The 25,482-nt window shown below is 73.7% G+C and carries 20 protein-coding genes and 2 pseudogenes; 12 read left to right on the forward strand and 10 right to left on the reverse strand.

The window, feature by feature from the left end:
- Positions 1-1,254 (reverse strand): annotated as a pseudogene (locus ACFZA0_RS23485) (phosphoketolase); the annotation flags it as partial.
- A 506-nt stretch (positions 1,255-1,760) separates the two neighbouring features.
- On the opposite strand from ACFZA0_RS23485, the gene ACFZA0_RS23490 reads away from it, so the two are divergent.
- From ACFZA0_RS23490 to ACFZA0_RS23505, 4 genes and pseudogenes are all read left to right on the forward strand, one after another.
- Positions 1,761-2,555 (forward strand): SigB/SigF/SigG family RNA polymerase sigma factor, encoded by a 795-nt coding sequence (locus ACFZA0_RS23490; protein ID WP_391020304.1) that lies wholly within the window; start codon positions 1,761-1,763, stop codon positions 2,553-2,555.
- Positions 2,556-2,720: 165 nt separating this feature from the next.
- Positions 2,721-3,584: a hypothetical protein gene (locus tag ACFZA0_RS23495; protein WP_391020306.1), complete on the forward strand. Its 864-nt coding sequence runs from the start codon at positions 2,721-2,723 to the stop codon at positions 3,582-3,584.
- A 193-nt stretch (positions 3,585-3,777) separates the two neighbouring features.
- Positions 3,778-5,025: an aminotransferase class I/II-fold pyridoxal phosphate-dependent enzyme gene (locus ACFZA0_RS23500; protein ID WP_391020826.1), complete on the forward strand. Its 1,248-nt coding sequence runs from the start codon at positions 3,778-3,780 to the stop codon at positions 5,023-5,025.
- Positions 5,007-6,113 (forward strand): annotated as a pseudogene (locus ACFZA0_RS23505) (MBL fold metallo-hydrolase); the annotation flags it as partial. The gene ACFZA0_RS23500 and the pseudogene ACFZA0_RS23505, both read left to right, overlap by 19 nt.
- A gap of 264 nt (positions 6,114-6,377) precedes the next feature.
- On the opposite strand, the gene ACFZA0_RS23510 reads toward ACFZA0_RS23505, so the two are convergent.
- A complete protein-coding gene (locus ACFZA0_RS23510; protein ID WP_391020308.1) occupies positions 6,378-7,025 on the reverse strand; it encodes a VTT domain-containing protein in 648 nt (215 codons plus the stop codon).
- Positions 7,022-7,795: an MBL fold metallo-hydrolase gene (locus ACFZA0_RS23515; protein WP_391020310.1), complete on the reverse strand. Its 774-nt coding sequence runs from the start codon at positions 7,793-7,795 to the stop codon at positions 7,022-7,024. Before ACFZA0_RS23515 ends, ACFZA0_RS23510 begins: the two co-directional genes overlap by 4 nt.
- An 82-nt stretch (positions 7,796-7,877) precedes the next feature.
- Between ACFZA0_RS23515 and ACFZA0_RS23520 the strand changes: the two genes are divergently transcribed.
- The 4 genes from ACFZA0_RS23520 (at position 7,878) to ACFZA0_RS23535 (ending at position 11,717) form a co-directional block, all read left to right on the forward strand.
- Positions 7,878-8,354 carry a hypothetical protein gene (locus tag ACFZA0_RS23520; RefSeq protein ID WP_391020312.1) on the forward strand — a complete coding sequence of 159 codons (477 nt, stop codon included), beginning with the start codon at positions 7,878-7,880 and terminating at the stop codon, positions 8,352-8,354.
- Positions 8,355-8,457: 103 nt separating this feature from the next.
- Positions 8,458-10,554 carry a phage holin family protein gene (locus ACFZA0_RS23525; RefSeq protein WP_391020314.1) on the forward strand — a complete coding sequence of 699 codons (2,097 nt, stop codon included), beginning with the start codon at positions 8,458-8,460 and terminating at the stop codon, positions 10,552-10,554.
- A 156-nt stretch (positions 10,555-10,710) separates the two neighbouring features.
- Complete coding sequence (locus tag ACFZA0_RS23530; RefSeq protein ID WP_391020316.1) at positions 10,711-11,136, forward strand: OsmC family peroxiredoxin; 426 nt, start codon at positions 10,711-10,713, stop codon at positions 11,134-11,136.
- 101 nt (positions 11,137-11,237) lie between these two features.
- The gene (locus ACFZA0_RS23535; RefSeq protein ID WP_391020318.1) at positions 11,238-11,717 is read left to right on the forward strand and encodes a GNAT family N-acetyltransferase; all 480 of its coding nucleotides are present in this window, start codon (positions 11,238-11,240) and stop codon (positions 11,715-11,717) included.
- A 21-nt stretch (positions 11,718-11,738) separates the two neighbouring features.
- Here the strand turns inward: ACFZA0_RS23535 and narI are convergent, their stop codons facing one another.
- The 6 genes from narI to ACFZA0_RS23565 form a co-directional block, all read right to left on the reverse strand.
- The gene (narI, locus tag ACFZA0_RS23540; RefSeq protein WP_391020320.1) at positions 11,739-12,461 is read right to left on the reverse strand and encodes a respiratory nitrate reductase subunit gamma; all 723 of its coding nucleotides are present in this window, start codon (positions 12,459-12,461) and stop codon (positions 11,739-11,741) included.
- Positions 12,458-12,952, reverse strand: coding sequence for a nitrate reductase molybdenum cofactor assembly chaperone (gene narJ / locus ACFZA0_RS23545; protein ID WP_391020322.1), 495 nt, complete (start codon positions 12,950-12,952; stop codon positions 12,458-12,460). The genes narI and narJ overlap by 4 nt, the downstream gene beginning before the upstream one ends.
- Positions 12,953-14,548, reverse strand: a complete 1,596-nt coding sequence (gene narH, locus ACFZA0_RS23550) for a nitrate reductase subunit beta (RefSeq protein ID WP_391020325.1) — start codon at positions 14,546-14,548, stop codon at positions 12,953-12,955. It abuts the gene before it with no gap.
- A complete protein-coding gene (locus ACFZA0_RS23555; RefSeq protein ID WP_391020326.1) occupies positions 14,548-18,243 on the reverse strand; it encodes a nitrate reductase subunit alpha in 3,696 nt (1,231 codons plus the stop codon). Before ACFZA0_RS23555 ends, narH begins: the two co-directional genes overlap by 1 nt.
- A gap of 78 nt (positions 18,244-18,321) precedes the next feature.
- Complete coding sequence (locus ACFZA0_RS23560) at positions 18,322-19,137, reverse strand: SAM-dependent methyltransferase (protein ID WP_391020328.1); 816 nt, start codon at positions 19,135-19,137, stop codon at positions 18,322-18,324.
- An 85-nt stretch (positions 19,138-19,222) separates the two neighbouring features.
- Positions 19,223-20,086, reverse strand: a complete 864-nt coding sequence (locus ACFZA0_RS23565; RefSeq protein ID WP_391020330.1) for a Scr1 family TA system antitoxin-like transcriptional regulator — start codon at positions 20,084-20,086, stop codon at positions 19,223-19,225.
- Between the two features lie 298 nt (positions 20,087-20,384).
- On the opposite strand from ACFZA0_RS23565, the gene ACFZA0_RS23570 reads away from it, so the two are divergent.
- The 4 genes from ACFZA0_RS23570 (at position 20,385) to ACFZA0_RS23585 (ending at position 22,717) form a co-directional block, all read left to right on the forward strand.
- Positions 20,385-20,690 (forward strand): 4a-hydroxytetrahydrobiopterin dehydratase, encoded by a 306-nt coding sequence (locus tag ACFZA0_RS23570; RefSeq protein WP_391020332.1) that lies wholly within the window; start codon positions 20,385-20,387, stop codon positions 20,688-20,690.
- A 95-nt stretch (positions 20,691-20,785) separates the two neighbouring features.
- Positions 20,786-21,535 (forward strand): methyltransferase domain-containing protein, encoded by a 750-nt coding sequence (locus ACFZA0_RS23575; RefSeq protein ID WP_391020334.1) that lies wholly within the window; start codon positions 20,786-20,788, stop codon positions 21,533-21,535.
- A gap of 88 nt (positions 21,536-21,623) precedes the next feature.
- The gene (locus tag ACFZA0_RS23580; RefSeq protein ID WP_391020336.1) at positions 21,624-22,091 is read left to right on the forward strand and encodes a nuclear transport factor 2 family protein; all 468 of its coding nucleotides are present in this window, start codon (positions 21,624-21,626) and stop codon (positions 22,089-22,091) included.
- The gene (locus tag ACFZA0_RS23585) at positions 22,088-22,717 is read left to right on the forward strand and encodes an LUD domain-containing protein (RefSeq protein WP_391020338.1); all 630 of its coding nucleotides are present in this window, start codon (positions 22,088-22,090) and stop codon (positions 22,715-22,717) included. The genes ACFZA0_RS23580 and ACFZA0_RS23585 overlap by 4 nt, the downstream gene beginning before the upstream one ends.
- Positions 22,718-22,773: 56 nt before the next feature.
- On the opposite strand, the gene ACFZA0_RS23590 is transcribed toward ACFZA0_RS23585, so the two are convergent.
- A complete protein-coding gene (locus tag ACFZA0_RS23590) occupies positions 22,774-25,467 on the reverse strand; it encodes a cellulose binding domain-containing protein (RefSeq protein ID WP_391020340.1) in 2,694 nt (897 codons plus the stop codon).
- Positions 25,468-25,482 lie beyond the last annotated feature (15 nt).

Genomic DNA, 25,482 nt, shown 5'->3' on the forward strand with positions numbered 1-25,482 from the left:
GCCCAGGATCCGGGTGGGTTCGTGCATCACCGTGCCCGGGGTCTTCACCTCGACCGCGAACTCCTCCAGCGGCCGCACCGGCAGCTCACGCAGCAGCAACCCGCCGTTGGCGTAGGGGCTGTTGCCGAGGCGGGCGGGCTTCGGGGGCACGCAGGCCAGGACCTCCTCGACGGGCCGGCCGTCCGCGTCGAAGAGTTCCTCGGGGCGGTAGGAGCGCAGCCACTCCTCCAACTGCCGCAGGTGTTCCGGGTTTTCGCGCACCTCGGCCAGCGGGACCTGGTGGGCGCGCCAAGTCCCCTCCACGGGAAGGCCGTCGACCTCGGCGGGGCCCGTGAAGCCCTTCGGGGTGCGCAGCACGATCATGGGCCAGCGCGGGCGTTCGGTGCTGTCCTCCTCGCGGGCCGTGCGCTGGAGCAGGGCGATGCGGTCCAGCGCCCGGTCGAACGCGGAGGCGAGCGCGCGGTGGACCTCCACCGGGTCGTCGCTGGTGACGTGGATGGGTTCGTGGCCGTAGCCGCGCAGGAGTTCGTCGAGTTCCGGCTCGGGCAGCCGCGCCAGCACCGACGGGTTCGCGATCTTGTAGCCGTTCAGGTGCAGGATCGGCAGCACCGCACCGTCACGCACCGGGTCCAGGAACTTGTTCGAGTGCCACGACGCCGCCAGCGGACCCGTCTCCGCCTCCCCGTCCCCCACCACACAGGCCACCAGCAGATTCGGATTGTCGAACGCCGCACCATAGGCGTGCGACAGCGAGTACCCCAGCTCACCGCCCTCGTGGATCGACCCCGGCGTCTCCGGGGCCACATGACTCGGGATCCCGCCCGGGAACGAGAACTGCCGAAACAGCCGCCCCATCCCCTCCGCGTCCCGCGACACGTCCGGATACACCCCGCTGTAACTGCCCTCCAGCCACGAGTTCGCCACCACCGCCGGACCCCCGTGCCCCGGCCCCCACACGCACAGCACGTCCAGCCCCCGCGCACCGATCACCCGGTTCAGATGCGTGTACACCAGGTTCAGCCCCGGCGACGTACCCCAGTGACCCAGCAGCCGCGGCTTCACGTGCTCCAGCGACAACGGCTCCCGCAGCAACGGATTCGCCAGCAGGTAGATCTGCCCCACCGCCAGATAGTTCGCCGCCCGCCAGTGCGCGTCCAGCGCACGCAACTCCGCCTCACCGAGAACCGTTTCGGTACCCGAACCGGCGTCGAAACCGGCCCCGCTGCTGGTGCCCTGCTGCTCTGCCTGGGACATGGGGGACTCCGTGTGTCGTCTTCCGCGGCTGCGGTCGGACTCGGTGGACGGCGTGCGCGACGGCCCTCGCCGCGCCGGACTCGGCCGGGCGCGACGGATTCTCACGATACGGCCGCCGTCGCCGCGCCGCCGGGGGAGAGGCGGCCGGCCGGACCCCCCCTCGGCGCCCCCCGGCGCCGTGGGCGGGTCCGTGGCCGCCCGCGTACCGCCCCCGCTCCGTCCGGTCGGCCGCGCCCGGGATGTTCACTCCGCCGGGCGAGCCGCGGGCCGGTCCCGATCCCGCTGATCAGGACGCCGCGCGGAGCGACGCGGGGCGGCCGCGGATCCGGTGCGCGGCCGGGTGTTTGCGACCGGGGGCCGGGGGCAGGCGCACCTTCAGTGCTTCGGACAGCAGGCACCTCCGTGGGAGCGGACACCGTTCCCCCCGGCAGGTCTGTCCGACCGCCGCCCCGCTCCCACGGCGACCGTCCAACCCGGATGTCCCTTCAGGGAGTTGCGAGGCACCGATGCGAACCCAAGCAAGCGCGAGGCACCATCCGCACGACGACGCCCCCGACACGGCGTCCGCGTTCCGGCGACTGGCGGCACTGCCCGCCGGACCCCGACGCGACGCCCTGCGCGGCGAGATCGTCGAGGCGTGGCTGCCGATGGCCGAACGGCTGGCGGGACGCTTCCGCAGCCGCGGCGAGAGCTACGAGGACCTGCGGCAGGTCGCCGCCCTCGGTCTGGTCAAGGCCGTGGACCGCTACGACCCCGACCTCGGCAACGCCTTCGAGAGCTACGCCGTCCCCACCATCACCGGCGAGATCAAGCGGCACTTCCGCGACCACATGTGGACGCTGCACGTGCCGCGCCGTGTCCAGGACCTGCGCAACCGGGTGCGGGTCGCGAGCCAGGAACTCTCGCAGACCATCCCGGGCCGCGCCCCGACCGTCGCGGAGATCGCCGCGCACGCGCAGCTCAGCGAGGAGGACGCGCGTGCGGGCATCCAGGCACTGGAGAGCTTCACCGCCCTGTCCCTGGACGCCGAACTCTCCGGCAGCGAGGACGGCTACTCCCTGGGCGACGCGCTCGGCTCCGCCGACCCGGCCCTCGACACCGTCGTGGACCGGGAGTCCGTGAAGCCCCGGCTGGCCGCCCTGCCGGAGCGCGAACGCGCCATCCTCTACATGCGCTTCTTCGGCGACATGACCCAGAGCAACATCGCGGAGGAACTCGGCATCTCGCAGATGCACGTCTCCCGGCTCATCAGCCGCTCCTGCCGCAAGGTGCGCGACCAGGTCATCCGGGACGCCGACTGACGGAGCGGCCGGCGGCCGCGGTCCGGCCGGGGAGTTCACCCGCTCGGTCGCACGGGTCCCGCGAATGGGGTCCGGCCGCGAGCGTCCCGGCTCCGCACGGGCTGTGATGGCTGCGGGGCGCGGTCGACCGCGCTCCGCAGCCGTCGGCCGAAGGAGCCCGCCCGTATGCGCCGCACCGCCCGCGCCCTGACCGTCGCCACCCTGGCCGGTGCCGTCGTGTCCCTCGCTCCGGCCGTGCACGCGGGGTCGTCCGCCGAGGTCAGCCCCGGCACCGTCGCACCCGGCGGCACCGTCACCGTCACCGTCCGGTGCGACCCGGGGGAGGGGCCGGGAGGCACGGGCCACGAGAAGCCGAAGGGCGAGCCGCCCGCGCACGACGTGCCCGGCCACGAGAGGCCGGGTGAGGACCGCCCCGCCCACGACCGCCCCGCCCCCGACCGGCCCGGCCACCAGCAGCCGGGCCCCCGTGACGACGGCAAGGACGACGGCAAGGACGACAGCGACGCGGGCGACGGCGAGGGCGACCGGATCTCCGGGCCGGACGGCGGCGGCCCGGCCGCGGAGACGGTCGACGCTTCGTCGCGGGCCTTCGAGGACGGCACCGTCGAACTCCGCCGTGTCCCCGGCGACGAGAGCGGCCGGTCCCGGCAGACCACCTACCGGGGCACCGCCCGCGTCGCCTCCGGCCGGGACGCCGAGGGCAGCCCGGAGGGCGTCGGTCCCGGGGCGGCCTGGAGCGTCGACGGCCACTGCCCCGGCGGACCGGGCGACCACGGTGCCGCCTGGAGCGCGACGTTCGCCGTGTCCCGGGGCGGGGAGCGGCCGCCGTGCCGGGAGGAGTCCCGCGCCGAGTGCGGCCACGGTGAACAGGACGCCGCCGTACCGGGAGCCGTGCAGGCGGGGGACGGCGGGTCGTTCGGCGTCTCCGTGCCCGCGCTGGTGGCCGGGGGCCTGCTGATCGTGGGGGCCGTCGGCGCCGCGCTGCTGCGCGTGCGCCACGCCGTGCGCGGCACGGGCGGCCGGCCGTGACGCCCGCCCGCCGAACTCCCCTTCCGGGCAACGGTGTTGACGGTGCCGTGGTGAGTCATGGTTCGCGTCGTGCTGGGTACGAAGATCACCGGGACCCTGCGGCCGGGCCGGTCCGGAGGGCCGGCTCGACGACGGAACGCGGTGACGCGGCAAGGTGACGGAACACGGTGACGGCGACCGCGCGCAGGCGCGTATCCGGCGGGCGGACCCGGAGGGCCACGGCCCCGTCCGCTTCGGTCCGCCGCTGCCCGGCGACGGGCTCCCCGTGCTGCCGGAGCTGCGCGCCGTGCTCGCCGAGGCCGCGGGCAGCCCGCACGACTGCCCCGTCGGCGGCGGCCGGAACCTGCTGGAGTCCGCCTGCGGCTACTGGGACCGACGCGGTCTGCCCACCGTCCCGGAGCGGACGGTGGCCGGCCCCGGAGCGCCGTCCCTGCTGCTCGCGCTGACCGCGGCACTGGGCGGCGACGTGCTCGTGCCGCGCCCCTGCGCGGTCTGGTGGGCGCCGTACGCACGGCTGTTGGGGCGTCCGGTCTTCCACGTCCCGACACCTCCGGAGTCCGGGGGTGTGCCCGACCCGTTCGCGCTCCTGGAGACCGTGCGCCGGGTGCGCGCGGAGGGCGGCGACCCGCGGCTGCTGGTGCTGTCGGTCGCCGACGACCCGACCGGCACGGTGGCACCGCCCGAGGTCCTGCACGAGACCGTCGAGGCCGCCGCGTCCGAGAACCTGCACCTGGTCAGCGACGAGACGTGGCGCGACACCGTGCACGACCCGCACGGCACGGTGCTGCTGAGCCCCGCGGAGATGCTGCCCGACCGGGTGACCGTCGTGTCCGACCTGGCGGGCGCGTTCCTGCCGGCCGGCTGGCCCGCCGCGGTCGCCCGCTTCCCCGAGGGGGACGGGGGCACCGCCCTGCACGCGCGCGTGCTCGACGTGCTGACCGCGCTGGGCGCGCGCATCGCCGAACCGGTGGCCGCCGCCGCCGGGTACGCGCTTCGCGAACCCGCGCCGGTCACCGGGCGCCGCACCGCAGCCGTACGTCTGCACGCGCGCCTGGCCGAGGCCCTGCACGCGGCGGTCGTGGGCGCGGGCGCGCTCGCGCGTCCGCCGCGCGCGGGGCGGCAGTTGTACGTGGACCTGGCACCGCTGCGGACCGTGCTCGCGGCGCGCGGGGTGGGGGACGCGCAGGAGCTGGAGGACTTCCTGACCGTCCGGCTCGGCATGCCCGCGCCGGGCGGCCACCGCTTCGGCGACGAACTCGCGGCCCTGCGCGTGCGGCTGGCGACCGGCCCGCTGCTGGGGGCCACGGACGAGCTGCGCGCGGCCTGCCTCACGGCCCGCGCACCCGAGGAACTGTCACACGTGCAACGCGCGTTGACTTCCGTGAAGGCCGTCTTCGACGACCTCCGTGACGACTCTCGGCGATGGGAGCATCCGCGATGACGCAGCAGTCGCAGTCACCGGCACAGCGGTCACACACCCACCAGTCACAGCAGTCACAGGAATCCCGGCGGTCGCCGGGGGAGGAGGCCGGGGAAGCCCTGGCGTCCGGGTCGCGTGCGCCGTACCCGCCGCTCGCCGAGCCCCGTCCGCTCGGCGGGCGCAGAATCTGGCCGCGCTCCTTCCGGGACCGGCTGACCGCGCCCCTGCCGGGTCTCAAGGGTCTGGCCAGGTTCGCCCGCGAGGGCGCGGTGCGGCCCGGCAGGGAGGGGCTCGCCGACATCCCCCGGCTGCCGTTCGAACCGGGCCCGCTGCCCCGCGCCGGACGGGACACGGTCTCCGTCACCTGGGCGGGGCACGCGAGTTGGGTGCTGCGCATCGGCGGTCTCACGGTCCTCACCGACCCGGTGTGGTCGCGCCGCATCCTCGGCACACCGGCCAGGATCACCCCCGTCGGTGTCCCGTGGAGCGCGCTGCCGCGGGTCGACGCCGTCGTCGTCAGCCACAACCACTACGACCACCTGGACGCGCCGACACTGCGCCGACTGCCGCGCGACACACCGGTGTTGGTGCCCGCGGGGCTCGGAAAGTGGTTCCAGCGGCGCCGGTTCACGAACGTCACCGAGCTGGACTGGTGGGAGGCGGCCGAACTGGGCGGCGTGCGTTTCGACTTCGTGCCGGCCCACCACTGGTCCAAGCGCACCCTCACCGACACCTGCCGCTCGCTGTGGGGCGGGTGGGTGCTCACCGCGCCGGACGGGCACCGCGTCTACTTCGCGGGCGACACGGGGTACGGGCACTGGTTCTCCCGCATCGGCCGCCGCTACCCGGGCATCGACCTGGCGCTGCTGCCGATCGGGGCGTACGACCCGCGCTGGTGGCTCAGCGACGTGCACTGCGACCCGGAGGAGGCGGTGCGCGCCACGCAGGACCTGGGGGCGCGGCGGATGGCCCCCATGCACTGGGCCACGTTCGTGCTCTCCGCCGAACCGGTCCTGGAGCCCCTCACCCGGGTCCGCGCCGCGTGGGCGCGGGCCGGGCTCGCCCGCGAGGACCTGTGGGACCTGCCGGTGGGCGGCTCCCGGGTGCTGGCCGGGGCGATCGACGGCCCCGCGCACGAGGACGCGCGGCACGACGCGCCGCGCGACGCGGACGAGGTCCCGGCCGCCCCGTCGGTGATCACCGACGTCGCCGTGACGGCGGAGGGTTCGGTGCGGGCACCCGGCACCGGACGCGGCCCGGCCGAGGCCGGCCTGCCGCGGGAGGCGGCCGAACAGGCGCGTGCCGAGGGCGAGTTGCCGGCCGGCGGCCCGACCCCCGACGAGTGACGCCGTGCCCGGGGCGGTGCCGTGCCGTCAGCCCTGCCGCTGCACGGCCGACTCGTCCCGGGTCCCGCGCAGCCGTCGCCACGCCGCGGGCGCCGCGCCGATCACCACCGTCAGCACGACCGCGGCCAGGACGCCCTCCCACGGCTCCCTGAACAGGGAGCCGCCGAGGATGCCGATCACCTGGTAGGTCGCGGCCCAGGCCAGGCAGGCCGGCAGGTTGCCGCGGACGAAACGGCGCAGCGGCCATTCGGCGACCAGGCAGGCGAGCATGATCGGGATGCGCCCGGCCGGCACCAGCCGGGACAGCACCAGCACGGCGACACCGTGGTCGGCCAGCTTCTCCTGCGCCTGCGCGAGGCGTTCCTCGGGCGCGCGCCGCCGTATCGCCTCCAGCCAGCGCGAACCGTTCTTCGAGTGCAGCCCGCGCCGGCCCAGCCAGTACAGCGCCGCGTCCCCGAGGAAGGCGGCGGCGGACGCCGTCGCGAACACCAGCGCGAGCGAGAACGGCGCGGTCTGGTGGAAGGCGACCACGGCCGCCGAACTCACCAGCGCCCCGGTCGGCACCACCGGTACCAGGGCCCCGAGCGTCACCAGCAGGAACAGCGTCGGGTAGCCCGCCGCCTGCTGGGTCGTCCCGGTCGGCACCGTCGCCGCGGCCAGGTACCACTGGCTCACCGCACGGCCTCCAGACGCGCGCTCTCGCCCTGCGCGAGGCGGTGCACGGTGACCTCGGGCGCGTGCACGGCGGCCCGCCGCACGAACTCCTCGCCCGGCGTGTGGAATTCGTGCGGCCGCACCGAGCCCATGCCGATCGGCCAGTAGGTGCCGTAGTGCACCGGCACCGCCATGCGCGGGGCGAGCAGGGCCAGGGCGCGGGCCGCGCGGTCGGCGTCCAGGTGCTCCTCGCCGAGGTTGGGCCCCCAGCCGCCGACCGGCAGCAGCGCCACGTCGACCGGCCCGACCTCCTCGGCCATCGAGTCGAACAGCGCGGTGTCCCCGGCGAAGTACGTACGGGCGTCGCCCTCGACGACGAACCCGAGGGCGGGCGAGCGGCGCGGCCCGAGGGGCAGCCGCCGCCCGTCGTGCAGCGCGGGCACGACGCGCACGCGGAGGTCGCCCGCGCGGACCGTGTCCCCGGGCGCCACCTCCTCGACCGCGAGATGGCGCAGCCGCCGCAGGCCCGGCACCTGGCGCGGGGCGCCGCGCGGCACGAGCAGCCGGGTGCCGGGCGCGAGCCGCGCCAGCGACGGTACGTGCAGGTGGTCGGCGTGCAGATGGGAGACGACCACGAGATCGGCCCGCGCGGCCTCGGGCGTCGGAAGGGCGCCGGACCGCCGCCGCAGGTGTGCCAGCCGCCGGGTGAACAGCGGATCCGTGAGCACCCGGGTGCCCGAGTCCTCGACCGTGCAGGTGGCGTGCCCCCACCAGGTGATCTCCACCGGCACCGCTTTGCCTCCTTCGTGTGACTGCCCGAAGCCTACGGGCAGGGGTAGGGTCGGCGGCGAACCCGGAGGTGAGGGGGACACCATGGGAGTCGAGCAGACCGCGGACCCGGCGCACGCGCGGCCGTCCGCCCCGCCCGCCGCGACCGCCGAGGCGGCGGACCCGGCGCCGCGCGTCACCGCGATCGCCGGTCTGACGCCGCTGGAGGAGCTGGACACCGACCCCTTCCTCGTGGACTCCCGCGGCCAGCACGCCATGTGCGCCGGCTGGGCGGCCGAGCGCGGCTGGGTCGTCACCCGGGAGCTCCTGGTGCGCGGACTGCGCCCCGACCACGGCGCGCTGTGGGACGGCGTCCGCCCCGGCCACGACCTGTTCGTCGCGCCGAGCCGCCGGGTCCTGGAGACGGCGATCGCCTCCGTCGAGGAGTTCACCGCGGAGTGCGCCCGGCGCGGGGTCCGCGTCGAGACGGTCGGCAGCGCGGAACCGGCGTACGACGCGGGCATGAAGGCCCGCGTCCACCGCCGCCTGACGATGCCCACCGCCGCGTACGACGGCCGGTAGGCGGCCCCCTCCCGGTGGTCCCGCTCCCGCCGCGCGGGCGCCCCGTGCCCTTGTGGCAGGGTGGACGCAGCCCCGCGCGGACGACGGGGCAGGGACGTGAGGTGTGCGGGGCGTGCGTGGAGGGCGTTGGCGGCGGGTCGCCAGCCAGGTCGGGCGGAGTGTCGCGGTGTGGGCCGTCTCCACGGTCACGATGCTGGTGCTCGCCGGCATCCTGCCGGACTTCCAGCTCCAGTCGCCGGACGGCGACAGCGCCACCCGGATCGCCGCCACCGCGGCGCTCGGCGCCGGTGCCTTCGGTCTGCTGTCGGCCCTGGTGTGGCCGCTGCTCGTCCGGCTGCTGCTGCTCGTGCCCGCCCTGGTCCTCGGGCTGCTCGTCTTCGTGCTCAACGGTTCGCTGCTGCTGATCGCCCTGCGGATCAACCCGACCGGGCACGGCGAGGCGGGCCCGGAGACCGCGGTGGTGGTGGCCGCCGTGATGTCGGCGGTCGCGTCGGCGACCGGGGCCGGCCTCGCCGTCCGCGACGACGACGCCTACCGGCGCCGCCTGCACCGGCTCGCCGACCGCCGACGGCGCAGCCTGCCGCCCGGTCCGGCGACCCCGGGCACGGTCTTCCTCCAGCTCGACGGCGTCGGCCACGACGTCCTGCTGGACGCCGTGGGGCAGGGCCTGATGCCGACGGTCGCGCGCTGGCTGGGGGCGTCCCCCGGCACCGGCCGCGCCGGGACGGCCACCCACCGCATCACCCCGTGGCGCACCGACTGGTCCAGCCAGACGGGCGCCAGCCAGCTCGGCATCCTGCACGGCAGCAACTACGACGTGCCCGCCTTCCGCTGGTACGAGAAGGACACCCAGGAGGTGATGGTCAGCAACCGGCCGACCAGCGCCGCCGAACTCCAGCGCCGCGCCGTGGCGCACACCGGGGACGGCGGTCTGCTCACCGCCGACGGTGCGAGCCGCGGCAACCTGTTCGGCGGGGGCGCCGCCGAACTGGCCCTCGTGCTGTCCGTCGCCGCCCGCCGCGGGCGCGGCAACCGCTCGCGGGCCGGCTACTTCGCCTACTTCTCCGACCCCGCCAACGCCGTGCGCACCGCGCTGTCCTTCTGCGCGGAGGTGGCCCGCGAGGTGGGCCAGTCCACCCGGGCGCGGATCGCCAAACGGCGCCCCCGCGTCGGACGGGCCGGCCTGTACCCGCTGGTGCGGGCCTTCGCGACGGTCGTCGAACGGGACGTCGTCGTCGCGGCGGTGCTCGGCGACATGTTCGGCGGACGCACCGCCGTGTACGCGGACCTGGTCGCCTACGACGAGGTCGCGCACCACTCGGGTCCGCGCAGCCGCGACGCCGCGAAGGTGCTGCGCCGCCTGGATCGCTCCCTCGCGCTGATCGAGAAGGCCGCCGACCACGCACCCCGCCCGTACCGCCTCGTGGTGCTGTCCGACCACGGGCAGAGCCCCGGCGAAACGTTCCAGGCCCGCTACGGCCTGACCCTCGGCGACCTCGTACGGGCCGGCTGCGGGCTGCCCGTGCCGCGGCGCGCGGGCCGCACCCACAGCGGTGCCGAGGCACGCGCGGCGGTGCGCGCCGCGCTGCGCAGGCCCGTCGAGGAGGGGGGCGAGCGGCGCCGCCCCGCGCCGCCGCACCCGGAGCCCGTCGTGCTCGCGTCCGGCAACCTCGGCCTGGTCTCCTTCCCGGACGTCGCGCACCGGATGACCAAGGAGGAGATCGACGCCCGCCACCCGGCGCTGCTGTCGACGCTCGCCCACCACCCCGGCATCGGGTTCCTGCTGGTGCGCAGCGAGCGGCACGGCGGTGTGGTGCTCGGCGCGCACGGCGCGGAGATCCCGCTGGACCGGCTCGACGAGGAGCCCGGACCGCTCGCCTGCTTCGGCCCCGGAGCGGCGGACGCGGTGCGCCGCACGCACTCGTTCCCGCACACCGCCGACATCATGGTCAACTCCTGGTACGACCCCGCCGAGGGCGAGGTCCTCGCCTTCGAGGGGCAGATCGGGTCGCACGGCGGCCTCGGCGGGGCACAGTCCCGGCCGTTCCTGCTGTCGCCCCTCGACCTGTCCGAACCCGTCGGCGCGGACACCGACCTGGTCGGCGCCGAGGAGATCCACCGGGTGCTGCGACGCTGGCTGGAGGAGTCCAACGGTCCCCAGGTCCCGGTCGCGACGCGGCCGGAGAGCCGCGCGGCCTGAACGCCGCCCGGCACGTCCGGGGTCCCGAACGCCTTTCCGCGCACCGGTGTTGCGCACCACGGCCCGTCCGTGGGGTCGCCCGCGCCGGAGTGTGATCGGATGGTGGCCGGAAACCCGGCGACGGGACCTGATCAAACGAATGCGAAAGGATTCAACGTGGCTACCACACGCTCCGCGCACACCGTCTGGGAAGGCAGCCTTCTCGACGGCAGCGGCGTCGTCACCTTCGACTCCTCCGGCATCGGCGAACAGCCGGTCTCGTGGGCGTCGCGCGCCGAGCAGGCCAACGGGAAGACCAGCCCCGAGGAACTGATCGGCGCCGCGCACTCGGCGTGCTTCTCGATGGCCCTCTCGCACGCCCTGGCCGGCGCGGGCACCCCGCCCACCAAGCTCACCACCTCCGCCGACGTCGGCTTCCAGCCCGGCGAGGGCATCACGGGCATCCACCTGACGGTCGAGGGCACCGTCCCCGGCATCGACAACGACACGTTCGTGGCCGCCGCCGAGGACGCCAAGGCCAACTGCCCGGTCAGCCAGGCGCTCACCGGCACGACGATCACCCTGTCGGCGAAGCTCGCCTGACACCCGCACCGGCACGGGGGCGGACCGGCACACCGGTCCGCCCCCGTGCCGCGGGACCCTCGACGTGCCGGGGACGCCCCCCGGTCCGTAGGATCCGCCCCATGACCCCAGGCACCAGGCGCGGCACCGCGCCGCCCGCCGTCCGGCGGGCCGTCGCGCGGGACGCCCGGAGGCTCACCCGCCTCGTGCGCGGCTCCCGCGCCTACGAGGGGCGGTACGCGGCGATGGTCGAGGGGTACCGGGTCGGCCCCGACTACATCGAGACCCACCGCGTCTTCGTCGCCGTCGACACCGCCGACGGCCGCGTCCTCGGGTTCTACTCGCTCGTCCTCGACCCGCCCGAGCTCGACCTGCTGTTCGTCGCCGACGGGGCGCAGGGCCGCGGCATCGGGCGGCTGCTCGTCGAGCACATGCGCTCCGAGGCCGCCGCCGCGGGACTCGACCGGGTCCGCGTGGTGTCCCATCCGCCGGCCGAGGGGTTCTACCGCAGCGTGGGCGCCCGTCCCGCGGGGACGGTGCCCGCGAACCCGCCCGCCGTGCTGTGGGAACGCCCCGAGCTGGAGTTCCGCGTCGGGCCGTGACACCGGCCCCGGGCAGCACGCTCAGCCGTTCTGCCGTTCCCAGCCCCGGCGTTCGGGCCGCGGCCCCAACTGCCGCCGGTCCCGGCTGCGGTACACGACGTACGGGCGGAACAGGTACTGGAGCGGCGCGCTGAACATGTGCACCAGGCGCGTGTACGGAACCATCGCGATCAGCACCATGCCGACCACGGCGTGCACCCGGTACAGCAGCGGCACGCCCGTCATCAGGTCCGTGTCCGGCCGGAGCGTGAACAGGCTGCGCGCCCAGGGGGCCATGGAGTCGCGGTAGTCGAAGCCGTCGCCGGAGGTGTGCGTGAGCTTGGCGACCATGCCGAGGACGATCGCCGCCAGCAGGAAGACGTACATCACCTTGTCGTTGACGGTCGTCGCGCGGAGCACCGGGGCCCTGGTGCGGCGCCGGTAGATCAGCATCAGGATGCCCGCCACCGTCAGCACCCCGGCCGCCGTCCCGCCGATCAGCGAGAACAGGTGGTAGGTGTGCTCGCCGACACCGACCGCCGCCGTCCACGACGCGGGTACGAACAGCCCGATCAGGTGGCCCGCGAGCACGAACAGGATGCCGTAGTGGAACATGGGCGAGGCGATGTTCAGCAGCTTCGACTCGTACACCTGCGAGGAGCGGCTGGTCCAGCCGAACTTGTCGTAGCGGTAGCGCCAGAGCAGGCCGGCGACCAGCAGCACGAAGGCGACATAGGGCAGCGCGCCCCACAGGAGGGTGGTCATCCGCGCTCCAGGGGACGGACGTCGGGCAGGGTCGCGCAGACGGCGTCCAGCACCGTCGCGTACGGCGTCCCGAAGGCGGTCAGCCGGGTCCGGAGCTGCTCCAGGCCCTCGCGGTGCTCGGTGAGCAGGTCCGTGTTGCCGGTGCGGGCGGTGAACTCCAGCACGGCGGGCAGGAAGTCGGGCAGTTCCTCGCCGGTGAACTCCAGGCCGTGCGCGCGGTACTGGTCCTTGAAGCGGACCAGGGACATGCCGCGCCGCCGGGTGTCGCCGTCGGTCCACCAGCTCAGGTAGAGGCTGTGCCGGTTCTTGAAGTCGAAGACCTGGACGTAGTGCGCGGCCAGCTCCCGGGGGTCGGTGTGGATCGCGTGCTCGACGAACTCCCTCAGTTCCGGGGCGGCTTCGCGCAGCAGCGGCAGCCGGGCCAGGAAGTCCTCGTCGGGGTAGGTCAGGCACAGCGCCGCGGCCTGGTGGAGCACCTCGTGCCTGGGCATTCAGGCCTCCCTGCTGTCGTCGGTGGTCTGCCGTCTGCGCAGCGCGTGGAAGTTCTCCACGGAGACCAGCGGCAGTCGCCTGCGGCCGGAGTCCTGGCCGAACGGGCCGTCGCCGCCCATGCCGGGGCCGTCCTCGTGGTCGAGGCTGCACTCGTCGGGCAGCGCCGACTCCTCCAGGCGCTTCGCGTCCCCGACGGCCGCCGTGGGGATGACGTACCGGTCCTCGTACTTGGCGATCGCCAGCAGGCGGTACATCGCCTCCAGTTCGTCGGCGCTCATGCCGATCGAGGCGGCCAAATCCGCGTCCGGTTCGTCACCGAGGTTGATGGCCCGCATGTGCGAACGCATGGCGGCCAGTTTCTCCAACGAGGCCCGCACCGGGCCGGTGTCGCCGGCGGTGAACACCTCCGCCAGGTACTCCAGCGGGATGCGCAGCGTGTCGATGGCGCCGAACAGGTTCCCCGCGTCCTCGCCGTCGTGCCCGGTCTCCGAGAGGGCGTCCACGACCGGCGACAGCGGCGGGATGTACCAGACCATCGGCATCGTGCGGTACTCCGGGTGCAGCGGCAGCGCCACCCGGTACTCGCTGATCAGCTTGTGCACGGGGGAGCGGCGGGCCGCCTCCACCCAGTCGTGCGGGATGCCGGCCTCCTCGGCCGCCCGGCGCACCGCCGGGTCGTGCGGATCGAGGAAGACCCCCAACTGCGCCTCGTACAGGTCCTTGTCGTCCTTCACGGAGGCCGCCGCCGTCACCCTGTCCGCGTCGTACAGGACGACGCCGAGGTAGCGCAGCCGTCCCACGCACGTCTCCGAGCAGACCGTCGGCAGGCCCACCTCGATGCGCGGGTAGCACATCGTGCACTTCTCGGCCTTGCCGGTGCGGTGGTTGAAGTACACCTTCTTGTACGGGCAGCCGGTCACGCACATCCGCCAGCCCCGGCAGTGGTCCTGGTCCACCAGGACGATGCCGTCCTCCTCGCGCTTGTACATCGCGCCCGACGGGCACGACGCCACGCACGCCGGGTTCAGGCAGTGCTCGCAGATCCGCGGCAGATAGAACATGAACGTCTGCTCGAACGCGAACCGCACCTTCTCGGACGCCTGTTGACGGGTCCGCTCGACCATCGGGTCCAGGTCGCCGTAGGCGGGGGCGCCCGCCAGGTTGTCGTCCCAGTTGGACGACCACTCGATCTTCATCGGCTTGCCGTCGAGCTGCGAGACGGGCCGGGCCACCGGGTAGTCGTCGCCGAGCGGGGCGTCGGTGAGGTTCTTGTAGTCGTAGGTCCAGGGCTCGTAGTAGTCCTTGATCTCCGGGAGCTTGGGGTTGGAGAAGATGCCGGCCAGCTTGCTCAGCCGGCCGCCCGCCTTCAGTTTCAGCGCGCCGCGCCGGTTCAGCTCCCAGCCGCCGCGCCACTTCTCCTGGTCCTCGTAGCGGCGCGGATAGCCCTGGCCGGGCCGCGTCTCCACGTTGTTGAACCACACGTACTCCATGCCGCGCCGGTTCGTCCACGCCTGCTTGCAGGTGACCGAACAGGTGTGGCAGCCGATGCACTTGTCGAGATTCATCACCATGGCGATCTGGGCCATCGGACGCATCAGTACTGGACCTCCTGGCTGCGACGGCGCACGACCGTCACCTCGTCACGCTGGTTGCCCGTCGGGCCCAGGTAGTTGAAGGCCCACGACAACTGGGCGTATCCGCCGATGAGATGGGACGGCTTGAGGATCAGCCGGGTCAGCGAGTTGTGGATGCCGCCCCGCTTGCCGGTGGTCTCCGACAGCGGGACGTTGACCGTGCGCTCCTGCGCGTGGTGCATGTAGACCGTGCCGGCCGGCATCCGGTGCGAGACGATCGCGCGGGCCACGACCACGCCGTTGCGGTTGACGGCCTCGATCCAGTCGTTGTCCGTGACGCCGATCGCCTCGGCGTCCTGCGGCGCCATCCAGATCGTCTGGCCGCCCCGGGACAGCGCCAGCATGAACAGGTTGTCCTGGTACTCGGAGTGGATGGACCACTTGTTGTGCGGCGTGAGGTAACGGACCGTCACCTCCCGTTCCCCGTCCGGGCCGAGGCGCGGCTCGTTGAACAGCTTGTTCATGTCGAGCGGCGGACGGTAGATCGGCAGCGCCTCGCCCAGCTCGTGCATCCAGTCGTGGTCGAGGAAGAAGTGCTGCCGCCCGGTGAGGGTGTGCCAGGGCTTGAGCTGCTCGGTGTTCTGCGTGAACGCCGTGTACCGCCGCCCGCCCGTCTCGCGGCCCGACCACTCCGGCGAGGTGATCACCGGCACCGGCGCCGCCTGGGTGTCCGCGTACGTGACGCGCCTGCCCTCGTGCTCGGCGGCCAGGTGCGCCATCTCGCGCCCGGTGCGCGCCTCCAGCGTGCGGAAGCCCTGCGTCGCGAGCCGCCCGTTGGTGGTGCCGGACAGCGCAAGGACGGTGTTGCACGCCTTGACGGCCGTGTCGAGCGAGGGCCGCCCGTCCGCGGGGCCCCCGCGCACCGTGCCGTTGAGCTCCCGGAGCTGTCCGACCTCCTCGTCGGGCCGCAGCGCGATGCCCTTCGCCGGCATCCCCAGCTTCTCCACCAGCGGGCCCAGGGCCGCGAACTTGGCGCCGACCGCCGTGTAGTCCCGCTCCACGACGGTCAGTTGGGGCATCGTCGTGCCGGGCACCGGCTCGCACTCGCCCGCGCGCCAGTCCAGGACCACGCCGCCCGGCTGCGCGATCTCCCCGGGGGTGTCGTGCTGGAGGGGCGTGGCCACCAGGTCCTTGCGCACCCCGAGGTGGTCGACGGCGAGTTCGCTGAAGCGCTCGGCGATGGTCTTGAACGTGTCGAAGTCGGTGCGCGCCTGCCAGGGCGGGTCCACCGCCGGCGTGAAGGAGTGCACGTAGGGGTGCATGTCCGTGGACGACAGGTCGTGCTTCTCGTACCAGGTCGCCGCCGGCAGCACCACGTCGGACAGCAGCGTCGAGGAGGTCTGCCGGAAGTCCAGCGACAGCAGCAGGTCGAGCTTCCCCTCCGGCGCCTCGTCGTGCCACGTCACGTCGCGCGGACGCTCGTCGGGCGCCGCCTCCTGGGCGTTGAGCGAGGAGTGCGTGCCGAGCAGGTGCTTGGCGAAGTACTCGGCGCCCTTCGCCGACGAGCCGAGCAGGTTGGCCCGCCACAGGTTCACCACCCGCGGCCAGTTCTCCGGGGCGTCGGGGTCCTCGCACGCGAACTTCAGGGTGCCGGCCCGCAGTTCGGCCACCGTGTTGGCCACCGGGTCGCCGAACGACTCACCCAGGTCGAGGGAGTTGCGGTCGAAGGTCGGGTACGAGGGCATCCAGCCCGTGCGCGCCGACAGGGCCAGGCAGTCCGCGCCCGTCATCCCGGCGAACCGGCCCTCGCCCAGCGGCGAGGCGAGCACGTCGGCGGAGAACTTGTCGTAGCGCCACTGGTCGGTGTTGAGGAACCAGAACGCCGTGCCGATCATCTGGCGCGGCGGACGCGACCAGTCGTTCGCGGACGCCAGCGTCGCCCAGCCGGTCACCGGGCGGCACTTCTCCTGGCCGACGTAGTGCGCCCAGCCGCCGCCGTTGCGGCCCTGGCAGCCGGTGAGCTGGAGCAGCGCCAGGAAGGTGCGGTAGATCGTCTCGGAGTGGAACCAGTGGTTGGTGCCGGCGCCCATCAGGATCATGCAGCGGCCCTTGGACTTCTCCGCGGTCCGTGCGAACTCCCGGGCGATCTTCAGGCACTTGGCCGCCGGGACCGAGGTGTGCACCTCCTGCCAGGCCGGTGTGCCCGGTTGTCCGGCGTCCTCGTAGGACGCGGGCCACACTCCGGGCAGCCCCTCGCGTGCGACGCCGTACTGCGCCAGGAGCAGGTCGAAGACCGTGGTGACCAGCGGGCCGCCGGCGCCGCCGAGCCGGGTCGCCGGAACACCCCGGCGCATCACCTCGCCGCGGCCCTGCCCGTGCTCGCCGCCCTCGGTGTCGAAGCGCGGCATGAGCACCTCGACACCGGCCGAGGCCTCGTGCCCGTGCAGCGTCAACTCCGGTTGGATGTCGCCGAGTTCGAGATTCCAGCGGCCCTTGCCCGAGTCGGTCCAGCGGAAGCCGAGGGAACCACCGGGCACCACGGCCCGGCCGCTCGCCGCGTCCAGCACGACCGTCTTCCACTCGGCGCCCTCGTCCTCGTCTCCCAGGTCCGAGGCGCGCAGGAACTTGTCCGGCACGTACGCGCCGTCCCGCTCGGTCAGTGTCACCAGGAACGGCAGATCGGTGAACCGCCGTACGTAGTCGGAGAAGAAGGGCGTCTCGCGGTCGACGAAGAACTCCTTGAGGACCACGTGCCCCATGGCCAGCGCGAGCGCGCCGTCGGTGCCCGGGTGCGGGTGCAGCCACTCGTCGGCGAACTTGGTGTTGTCGGCGTAGTCGGGGGAGACGACCACGACCTTCTGCCCCCGGTAGCGGGCCTCCGCCATCCAGTGCGCGTCCGGGGTCCGGGTCACGGGCACGTTGGTGCCCCACATCATCAGGTAGGCCGCGTCCCACCAGTCGCCCGACTCCGGCACGTCCGTCTGGTCGCCGAAGACCTGCGGGGACGCCACCGGCAGGTCCGCGTACCAGTCGTAGAACGACAGCATGGGCGCGCCGATGAGGGAGTGGAAGCGGGCGCCCGCCGCGTGCGACACCATCGACATCGCGGGGATCGGCGAGAACCCGGCGATCCGGTCCGGCCCGTACCGCTTGACGGTGTGCACGTGCGCGGCGGCGACGATCTCCACCGCCTCGTCCCAACTCGCCCGTACCAGACCGCCCTTGCCGCGCGCCTGCTGGTAGCGGCGGCGCCGCTCCGGGTCCGCCTGGATGTCGGCCCAGGCCAGCACCGGGTCGGCCAGCCGGCCCCTCGCCTCCCGGTACAGCTCCAGGAGCACCCCGCGCACGTACGGGTAGCGCACCCGCGTGGGGGAGTAGGTGTACCAGGAGAACGCGGCGCCCCGCGGGCAGCCGCGGGGCTCGTACTCCGGGCGGTCCGGGCCGACCGACGGGTAGTCGGTCTGCTGGGTCTCCCAGGTGATGATCCCGTCCTTGACGTACACCTTCCACCGGCACGAGCCGGTGCAGTTCACGCCGTGCGTGGAGTTCACGACCTTGTCGTGGCTCCAGCGGTCGCGGTAGAAGGCGTCCGCCTCGCGGCCGCCGACGAGTCCGATGCTGTGCAGGTCCGGTGCCGCGGTGCCCGGCCGGAAGAACCGGGCCGCGCGCAGCAGCGCGGCGCCCGGTTCCTCCGGCGGGGTCTGGGTGTCCGTCACGTGCGCTCCCTGGGTGGCCCGTCGCTACGAAGCTAAGGGCGGGCGCGGGAGCGCACCCGTTCACGGGGCCCAGACGTGTCAGGCCTTGCGGGCGACCCCCGCGTACACCGGTACGACGCCCTCGGCCGCGGCGGCGGTGTCCTCGGGCTCCGGGCGCCAGTCGACGACCGGCACCACGCCGGGCTCCAGCAGTTCGAGGCCGTCGAAGAACCGCGAGAACGCGGCGTGCGTGCGCGGGTAGAAGGGGTTGCCGCTGCGGCTGAACAGCGCCGCGGCCTTCTCCATGTCCTCCGGGTTCAGGTCCGGGGTGGTCTGCGACAGGACCAGCCAGCTTCCCGGCGCCAGCGCGTCCGTGTACCGCTTCATCAGGCCGTACACGTCGTCGCCCGCCGGGTCGTCGTCCAGGTAGTGGGTGAGCGTGACGAGGGACAGCGCGACGGGCCGCTCCAGGTCCAGGGTCTCCGCGGCCAGCCGCAGGATGGTCTCCGGGTCCCGCGCGTCGGCGTGCACGTAGTCCGTGCTGCCCTCCGCGGAGCTGTGCAGCAGCGCCTCCGCGTGCCGCAGCACGATCGGGTCGTTGTCCGCGTAGACGATCCGGGACTCCGGGGCGATCCCCTGCGCCACCTGGTGCAGGTTGGGCTTGGTGGGGATGCCGGTGCCGATGTCGAGGAACTGCCGGATGCCGTGCGCGGCCGCGGCCGCGGTCGCCCGGTGCATGAACCGGCGGTTCGTGCGGGCGCCGCGGACCACCGTCGGGTCGGCCGCGAGGATCTTGCGGGCGAGTTCCTCGTCCACGGGGTAGTTGTCCTTGCCGCCCAGCCACCAGTCGTACACGCGGGCCGGGTGCGGCCTGCTGGTGTCGATGCGGGTGGGCGCGGCTTCCGAACCGGTCATGTGCCGTTCTCTTCCATGTCGAGGGGCGGTGCGAAGGGGCGATCCGCGGCGGGGCGGCGCACGTGGGGACGGCGCGCCCGGCGGGTCAGACGCGGCAGCGGTACTCCCGCAGCAGCTTCTTGGTGCGGGAGGCGGACGAGGCGTGCGCCGCCATGTGGTCGAGGACCTCCAGGTGCGTGGAGACCTCCTCGCGCGAGTCGAGGTACAGCGCGCCGGTCAGGTACTCCGTGAACACCATGTCGGGCAGCTCGGGCTCGCCGAACCGGAACAGGGTGAAGGGCGCGTACGTCCCCGGGTGCGGGCCCTGCGACAGCTCCGCCACCTGGAGCGTGACGGCCTCCAGCTCGACCAGTTCGAGGAGCCGGTCGAGCTGCTCGCGCTGCACCGCGCCGTCCTCGCTCACCGGCCGCCGCAGCGCCGTCTCGTCCATGATCACCCACAGGTGGGGCGGGTCCGGCTGCTCCAGCAGGCGCTGCCGGGCCAGCCGCAGCGACACGTGCCGCTCGATGGTCTCCGGCCGGGTCTGCCCGATCGTTCCCGCCGCCATGACCGCACGCGCGTACGCCTCGGTCTGGAGCAGTCCGGGCACGAAGTGCGGCTCGTACGACCGGATCATGCGGGCGGCGCCCTCGAGGCTGACGTACATGCTGAACCAGTCGGGCAGCACGTCGTGGAAGCGCTGCCACCAGCCGGGCCGGTTCGCCTCCTCGGCCAGTGCCACGAACGCGGCGGCCTCCTCGTCGCCCACGCCGTAGGTGGCCAGCAGCAGCTGGACGTACGGGATCTTCAGGGTGACCTCGGCGGTCTCCATGCGCCGCACGGTCGCCGCGGTGACCCGCAGGACGCCGGCGGCCTGTTCGCGCCTGATCCCCGCGGCCTCCCGCAGCTCCTGCAGACGCCTGCCGAGCACCACCTGTCCCACGGTGGGCGCGGCCCGTCTCTCACTCACGCCACGCCCTCCCCTACGCGCCGAAGCATGCGTGCAGTGTGCCATGCCGAGCCTTCACTCTCACGGGGGATGTGACAAGCCGTCGGACTGCGCTATGCCAGGTGGTGCGGGGTGTCATGCTTACCGCGGGTACATCAACAGGCCCGCCGGGCAGCCCAGTTGGGAAGACCGGGTACCCGTACCGCCCGGACGCCGCCGCGCCCCGGACGTCCCGCGCGGGTCCCCCGCACGAGGAGGACCGGGCGTCCGCTGTGGCAACCTGGAGAGGACCCCGCCCCACCAGGGAAGGAACACGCACATGGCCGTCGCACCGCTGTCGCCCGACGAGATCGGTGCCGCGCTGGCGGAACTGCCCGGCTGGACACTCGACGGTGACCGGCTGGCCCGCTCCTACCGGCTCCCCTCCCACTTCGCGGCGACCGCCATGGTCGTGCACGTCGCCCAGGTGCAGGAGGAGCTCGACCACCACTCCGACCTCACCCTCGGCTACGACACCGTCTCCCTCACCGTCAACACCCACAGCGTGGGCGGCGCGGTGACCCGGCTGGACGTCGAACTCGCCCGCCGGGTCGAGGAACTGGCCCCCGGCCACCGCGCGAGCTGACCCCGCCCGCGCGCACCCGCCGTCCCCGACCGTCCTGGCGCCACCCCCCTGCACCCCGCCGCCCGACCGACCGCGAATCACGAATGGGGAAGCGCGTGCTGGACTACGAGAAGGAAGTGGACGTCTACGACACCACCCGCGGCGGCGAACCCCGGGCCGGGGCCGCCGCGCGGGCGGTGCTCGGCCTGGTCCCGGACACCGCCCGGGACCTGCTCGACGCCGGCTGCGGCACGGGCATCGTCACCCGCCGCATGGCGCGGGACCGGCCGGACCTGCGGATCACCGGGGCCGACTTCACCCACCGCATGGCCCGCACCGCCGACGAACGGCTGCCCGGCACGATCGTCGTCACCGACGTCCGCCGCCTTCCCTTCGCCGACCGGACGTTCGACGCCGTGACCAGCGTGTGGCTGCTCCACCTGATGCCCGGCCCGGACGACGTCCGCGCCGTCGCCGCCGAGTGCGCCCGCGTGCTGCGGCCCGGCGGCGTCTGGGTAACCACCGTCGACAAGGCCGCCGCCCACAACGTCGGCAGCGACATCGACGCCGCGCTCGCCGACCGCCCGCCCTCGCCCGCCTGGGACGCGGCGGACGCCGTCGTCCGGCACGCCGGGGCCTGCGGCCTCGTCCCGGCCGGCGCCGCGCGGTTCCGGGGGGTCGGCCAGGGGCGCAGCCCGAGCAGCACCCTCGCCGACATGCAGCGCGGCTGGTTCGGCAAGCTCCCGCCCGGCGAGGCGATCGCCGAGCGGTACGCCGACCGGCTGCGCGCCCTGCCCGACCAGGAACGCCGCCGCGCCGACCCCCGGTTCAGCCTGCGGGCCTTCGCCCGCCCCGGGAACGGCTGACCGCCCCGGCGTCCGGCCGGTTCCGCCGGCCCTCCTCACATTCCGCACGGCTGCCTCGTCGTAACGGCAGACGGAACGGAGGAGACCGATGAGCGACTTCCAGGAAATCGCCGACCGGGTCGAGATCGAGGCGCTGCGCGGTGAGTTCACCGACGCGGCGATGATGCGCGACCGCCCCCGCCTCGCGGCGCTGTTCACCTCGGACGGCGTCCTGCGGATGCCCGACGTCCCGGTCGAGCTGACCGGGCCCGACGAGATCCGCACCGGGGCCGAACGGCTCCAGGCGCAGTGGGAGTTCTTCGTGCAGAACACCCACCCCGGCACGATCCGGATCGACGGCGACACCGCGACCGGCCGCGCGTACATGCAGGAGGTCGCCCGCACCCGGGACGGCCGGCAGGGCCTCAACTTCGCGATCTACCACGACAGTTACCGGCGCACCCCGGACGGGTGGCGGTTCGCCGAACGGGTCTACGAGGTCCGGTACCTCGACACGACCCCGCTCGCGGGCGAGGCACCGCGGGTGCCCGCGCCCGGGACCCGGGAGGTCCGATGACCACGCGGACCCCCGCGGTGTCGTTCACCGAACCGTCGCCCGCCGGCCGTCTGGAGCGGACCGCGGCCGCCCTGACCGGGCGCGGCTTCACCGTCGAGATCCTCGACGACACCGCCGCGGCGCGCGCCCGCGTCCGCGAACTGCTCCCGGAGCACGCCCGTGTGTTCACCGGGGCCAGCGAGACCCTGCGGCTGTCCGGCATCGACGACGACATCAACACCGGTGACCGCTACGAGGCCGTCAAACCGCGGGTGCTGGCCATGGACCGGGCCACGGAGGCCGACGGCATCAGGCGGCTGGTCGCGGTGCCCGACGTCGTCGTGGGCAGCGTCGTCGCCGTCACCGAGACGGGCTCCGTCGTGGCCGCCTCCGGCAGCGGCAGCCAGATCCCCGCCTACGCCGGCGGTGCCGGGCGCGCGATCTGGGTCGTCGGCGCGCAGAAGATCGTGCCCGACCTGGACACCGCGCTGCGCCGCCTGGTCGAGCACGCCCTCCCGCTGGAGTCCGCCCGCGCCATGGAGGTGTACGGGCAGCCCAGCGCGGTCAGTCAGCTCCTGGTGCTCAACGCCGACACCCGGCGGGGCGGGAGCGTGGTCCTGCTGCTCCGCGAGGCCGTCGGGTTCTGAGCCCTCCGTGGACGGGGCGACGGGGGTGCGGCCGGGCGGGCCGCACCCCCGCATCGTCAACTCACCGTGCAGGCAGCGTCGTTGACACTGAACGAGGCGGGTTTCGGATTCGCCCCCGTCCAGCTCCCGGTGAGGCCGAAGGCGGCCGAGGAGCCCGCCGCCACGTTCGCGTTCCAGCTCACGTTCCTCGCCGTCACCGCCGTGCCGGACTGCGTGTAGTCCGCGTTCCAGAGCTGCGTGACCTTCTGGCCGTCGGCGAAGGCCCACTTCAGGGACCAGCCGTTCCAGGCCGTCGTACCGGTGTTGGTCACCTGGACGTCCGCCTGGAAGCCGCCCGGCCACTGGTTGGTGACCTTGTACGTCACGGCGCAGGCGCCCGTCTGGCCGCCGCCACCGCCGTCGTCACCGCCTCCGCCGGTCCCGCCGCCGTCGTCGCCCGTCCCCGCCGTGTCGCCGTAGATCACGCCGCGGCCGTTCGTCGACACGTACACCCGGCCGTAGACCCGCGGGTCGCCGGTGATCGCGCCGCCGGTCCAGCCCCACTGGTGGGCGTCGTCGTTGATGCGCGTCCAGGTCACGCCCTTGTCCGTGGAGCGGAAGATGCCGCGCACCCCGCCGATCTTCGCGCTCGTGTAGAGGGTCTGGTACGAGGCGCCCGGCGCCGCCCTGCCGAACCCGACGGTGTCCGCCTGCTCGACGGCGGACAGCTTGGTGAAGCTCGCGCCGCCGTCGGTCGAGTGCCACAGCCCGTAGGGGCCGTCGCTCGCGCCGCCGGCCAGCCACACGTCGCCCTTCGTGCCGGGCAGCGCCTTGAACCGCACGCTGTCACCGGCCGGCAGGCCGCTCGCCGCGGACGCGGTGAAGGTGGCGCCGCCGTCCGAACTGACGTAGAACTTCCCGGACTTGAAGCCGTAGAAGGTCATCGCGTCGACTCGGTCCGCCTCCACGACCGCGCCCGCCGGGATGCCGCTCGACGCCGACCACGACGAACCGAAGCCGGTCGTGTACTGCACGCCCGTGCCCGCCGGGCTCCACACGAACCGGCTGCCGTCGGCCGCCGCGGCGACCGTCCCGCCGCCCGTGACGCCCGAAGGGTCGCTGCCCGCGAACCAGTTGGCGCCGTTGTCGGTGGAGAACGCGACGTGCGCGCCCGTGGCCCCGCTGTCGAGGTTGCCCGTGCGCACCACGGTGTTCGGGCTGGTCTCGGCGAAGTCGAGGCTGGTGGTCGAGGCGAACGTCGGAGAGGTGAACATCGTCGACGGCACCTTGGTCAGGTCCGTGTGCCGGAAGCCGCCGATGTCCCCGAGCGCGCTCAGCAGCGGGGCCCCCGACGGCGGCGACGCCAGGTCGTTGACCGAGGTCTCCTCCAGCCCCTGGACCATCGGCCTCACGGTGAACTTGCCGCCGCTGTCCCACTGCGTGAGGTTCTCCGTGCCGTACAGCGTGGCGCCGGTGCCGTACATCATGCGGTTCGAGTCGAACGGGTCGATCTCCAACGACTCGGTCATCCAGCCGAGTTTGGGCGTCTCCTCCGGCGGCGACGGATTCGCTCCGAACGTCAGCCACGGCGAGGAGGACACGTCCATCGTGTAGCGGTCGGAACGGTTCGGGTACGACGTGTAGTCCCAGGCCTTGGTCCAGGTGCCGCCGCTGTCGGTCGAGCGGAAGATCTGGGTGTCCGGCCACCACGAGCTGTACGCGGTCGCCATGACCGTCCCCGGGTGCTGCCGGTCCACGGTCAGTCCGCTGAAGCCGTAGTAGGTGTCGGCCTCGGCGACCGGGCTGATGTCCGTCCAGGTGCCGGTGGCCGTCGCGTACCGGAACAGCCGGCCCTTGCCGCCGTCGTACGGGCCGCCGGTGTCGCTGTAGGCGAGGTAGAGGTAGCCGTTGACGGCGTCCAGGACGCCCTTGTGCGCGAGGTAGCCGGTGGGCTGCCCGGCGATCCTGCTCCACGTGGCGCCCGCGTCCGTCGAGCGGTACACCGCGTTGTCCTTGTCGGCGACCCCGGCGTAGATCGTCCGCGTGGCGCTGCCCGCCGAGCCGGTCGACTCGTCGAAGGTGACCCAGGTGATTCCCTGGTTGTCACTGGCGTAGCCGGTGGTGTCGCTCGGGTCCTGCGCGTAGTTGCCGGGGTTCGGGAAGCTGCTCACCTGCGACCAGGTGACCCCCGAGTCGGTGGAGCGCCACAGGCCCTTGCCGCTCGGTGCGCCCAGGTACAGGACGCTGTCCTTGTTCGGGTCGACCGCGAGCCGTTCGCCCATGCCGCGCCCCGGCATGTTGCCGCCCAGCTTGAACGGCAGGTCCGTCTTCTGCCAGCTCGCGCCCCGGTCGGCGGAGCGCAGCACGGCGCCGTTGCCCGGGTCCCAGTCGTTGGTGTACGTGCCGACCGCCGCGTACACCCGGTCCGGGTCGACGGCGTCGGAGGCGAGGCTGACGACGCCGGTGTGGCCCCAGTCGTCCCAGCCCACGGAGTCGAGCAGCGGCACCCAGGTCTTCGTCGACTGCTGCCAGCGGTAGGCGCCGCCGATGTCGGTGCGGGCGTAGGCGAGGTTCTTCTCGGTGCGGTTGAAGACGATGCCGGGCACGAAACCGCCGCCGTCGATACGGGCGTTCCGCCAGGTGTACGTGTCGGCGGCGAGGGCGGTGGCCCGGTTCCCCGGGTCGGCGTGCGCGGCCAGTGCGGGCGGGGTGCCCAGGAGCAGTCCGGCCGTGAGCGCGAGCACGGCCGTGAGGATGCGGGTTCTTCGCACGGGAGAGGTCCTCTC

This window comes from Streptomyces sp. NPDC008150, from assembly GCF_042956945.1.
Taxonomy (GTDB): domain Bacteria; phylum Actinomycetota; class Actinomycetes; order Streptomycetales; family Streptomycetaceae; genus Streptomyces.

Coding starts and splice junctions, on each gene's coding strand:
- ACFZA0_RS23490 (WP_391020304.1), top strand. CDS start 1,761: ATGCGAACCCAAGCAAGCGCGAGGCACCATCCGCACGACGACGCCCCC.
- ACFZA0_RS23495 (WP_391020306.1), top strand. CDS start 2,721: ATGCGCCGCACCGCCCGCGCCCTGACCGTCGCCACCCTGGCCGGTGCC.
- ACFZA0_RS23520 (WP_391020312.1), top strand. CDS start 7,878: ATGGGAGTCGAGCAGACCGCGGACCCGGCGCACGCGCGGCCGTCCGCC.
- ACFZA0_RS23535 (WP_391020318.1), top strand. CDS start 11,238: ATGACCCCAGGCACCAGGCGCGGCACCGCGCCGCCCGCCGTCCGGCGG.
- narI (WP_391020320.1), bottom strand. CDS start 12,461: ATGACCACCCTCCTGTGGGGCGCGCTGCCCTATGTCGCCTTCGTGCTG.
- narJ (WP_391020322.1), bottom strand. CDS start 12,952: ATGCCCAGGCACGAGGTGCTCCACCAGGCCGCGGCGCTGTGCCTGACC.
- narH (WP_391020325.1), bottom strand. CDS start 14,548: ATGCGTCCGATGGCCCAGATCGCCATGGTGATGAATCTCGACAAGTGC.
- ACFZA0_RS23560 (WP_391020328.1), bottom strand. CDS start 19,137: ATGACCGGTTCGGAAGCCGCGCCCACCCGCATCGACACCAGCAGGCCG.
- ACFZA0_RS23570 (WP_391020332.1), top strand. CDS start 20,385: ATGGCCGTCGCACCGCTGTCGCCCGACGAGATCGGTGCCGCGCTGGCG.
- ACFZA0_RS23580 (WP_391020336.1), top strand. CDS start 21,624: ATGAGCGACTTCCAGGAAATCGCCGACCGGGTCGAGATCGAGGCGCTG.
- ACFZA0_RS23585 (WP_391020338.1), top strand. CDS start 22,088: ATGACCACGCGGACCCCCGCGGTGTCGTTCACCGAACCGTCGCCCGCC.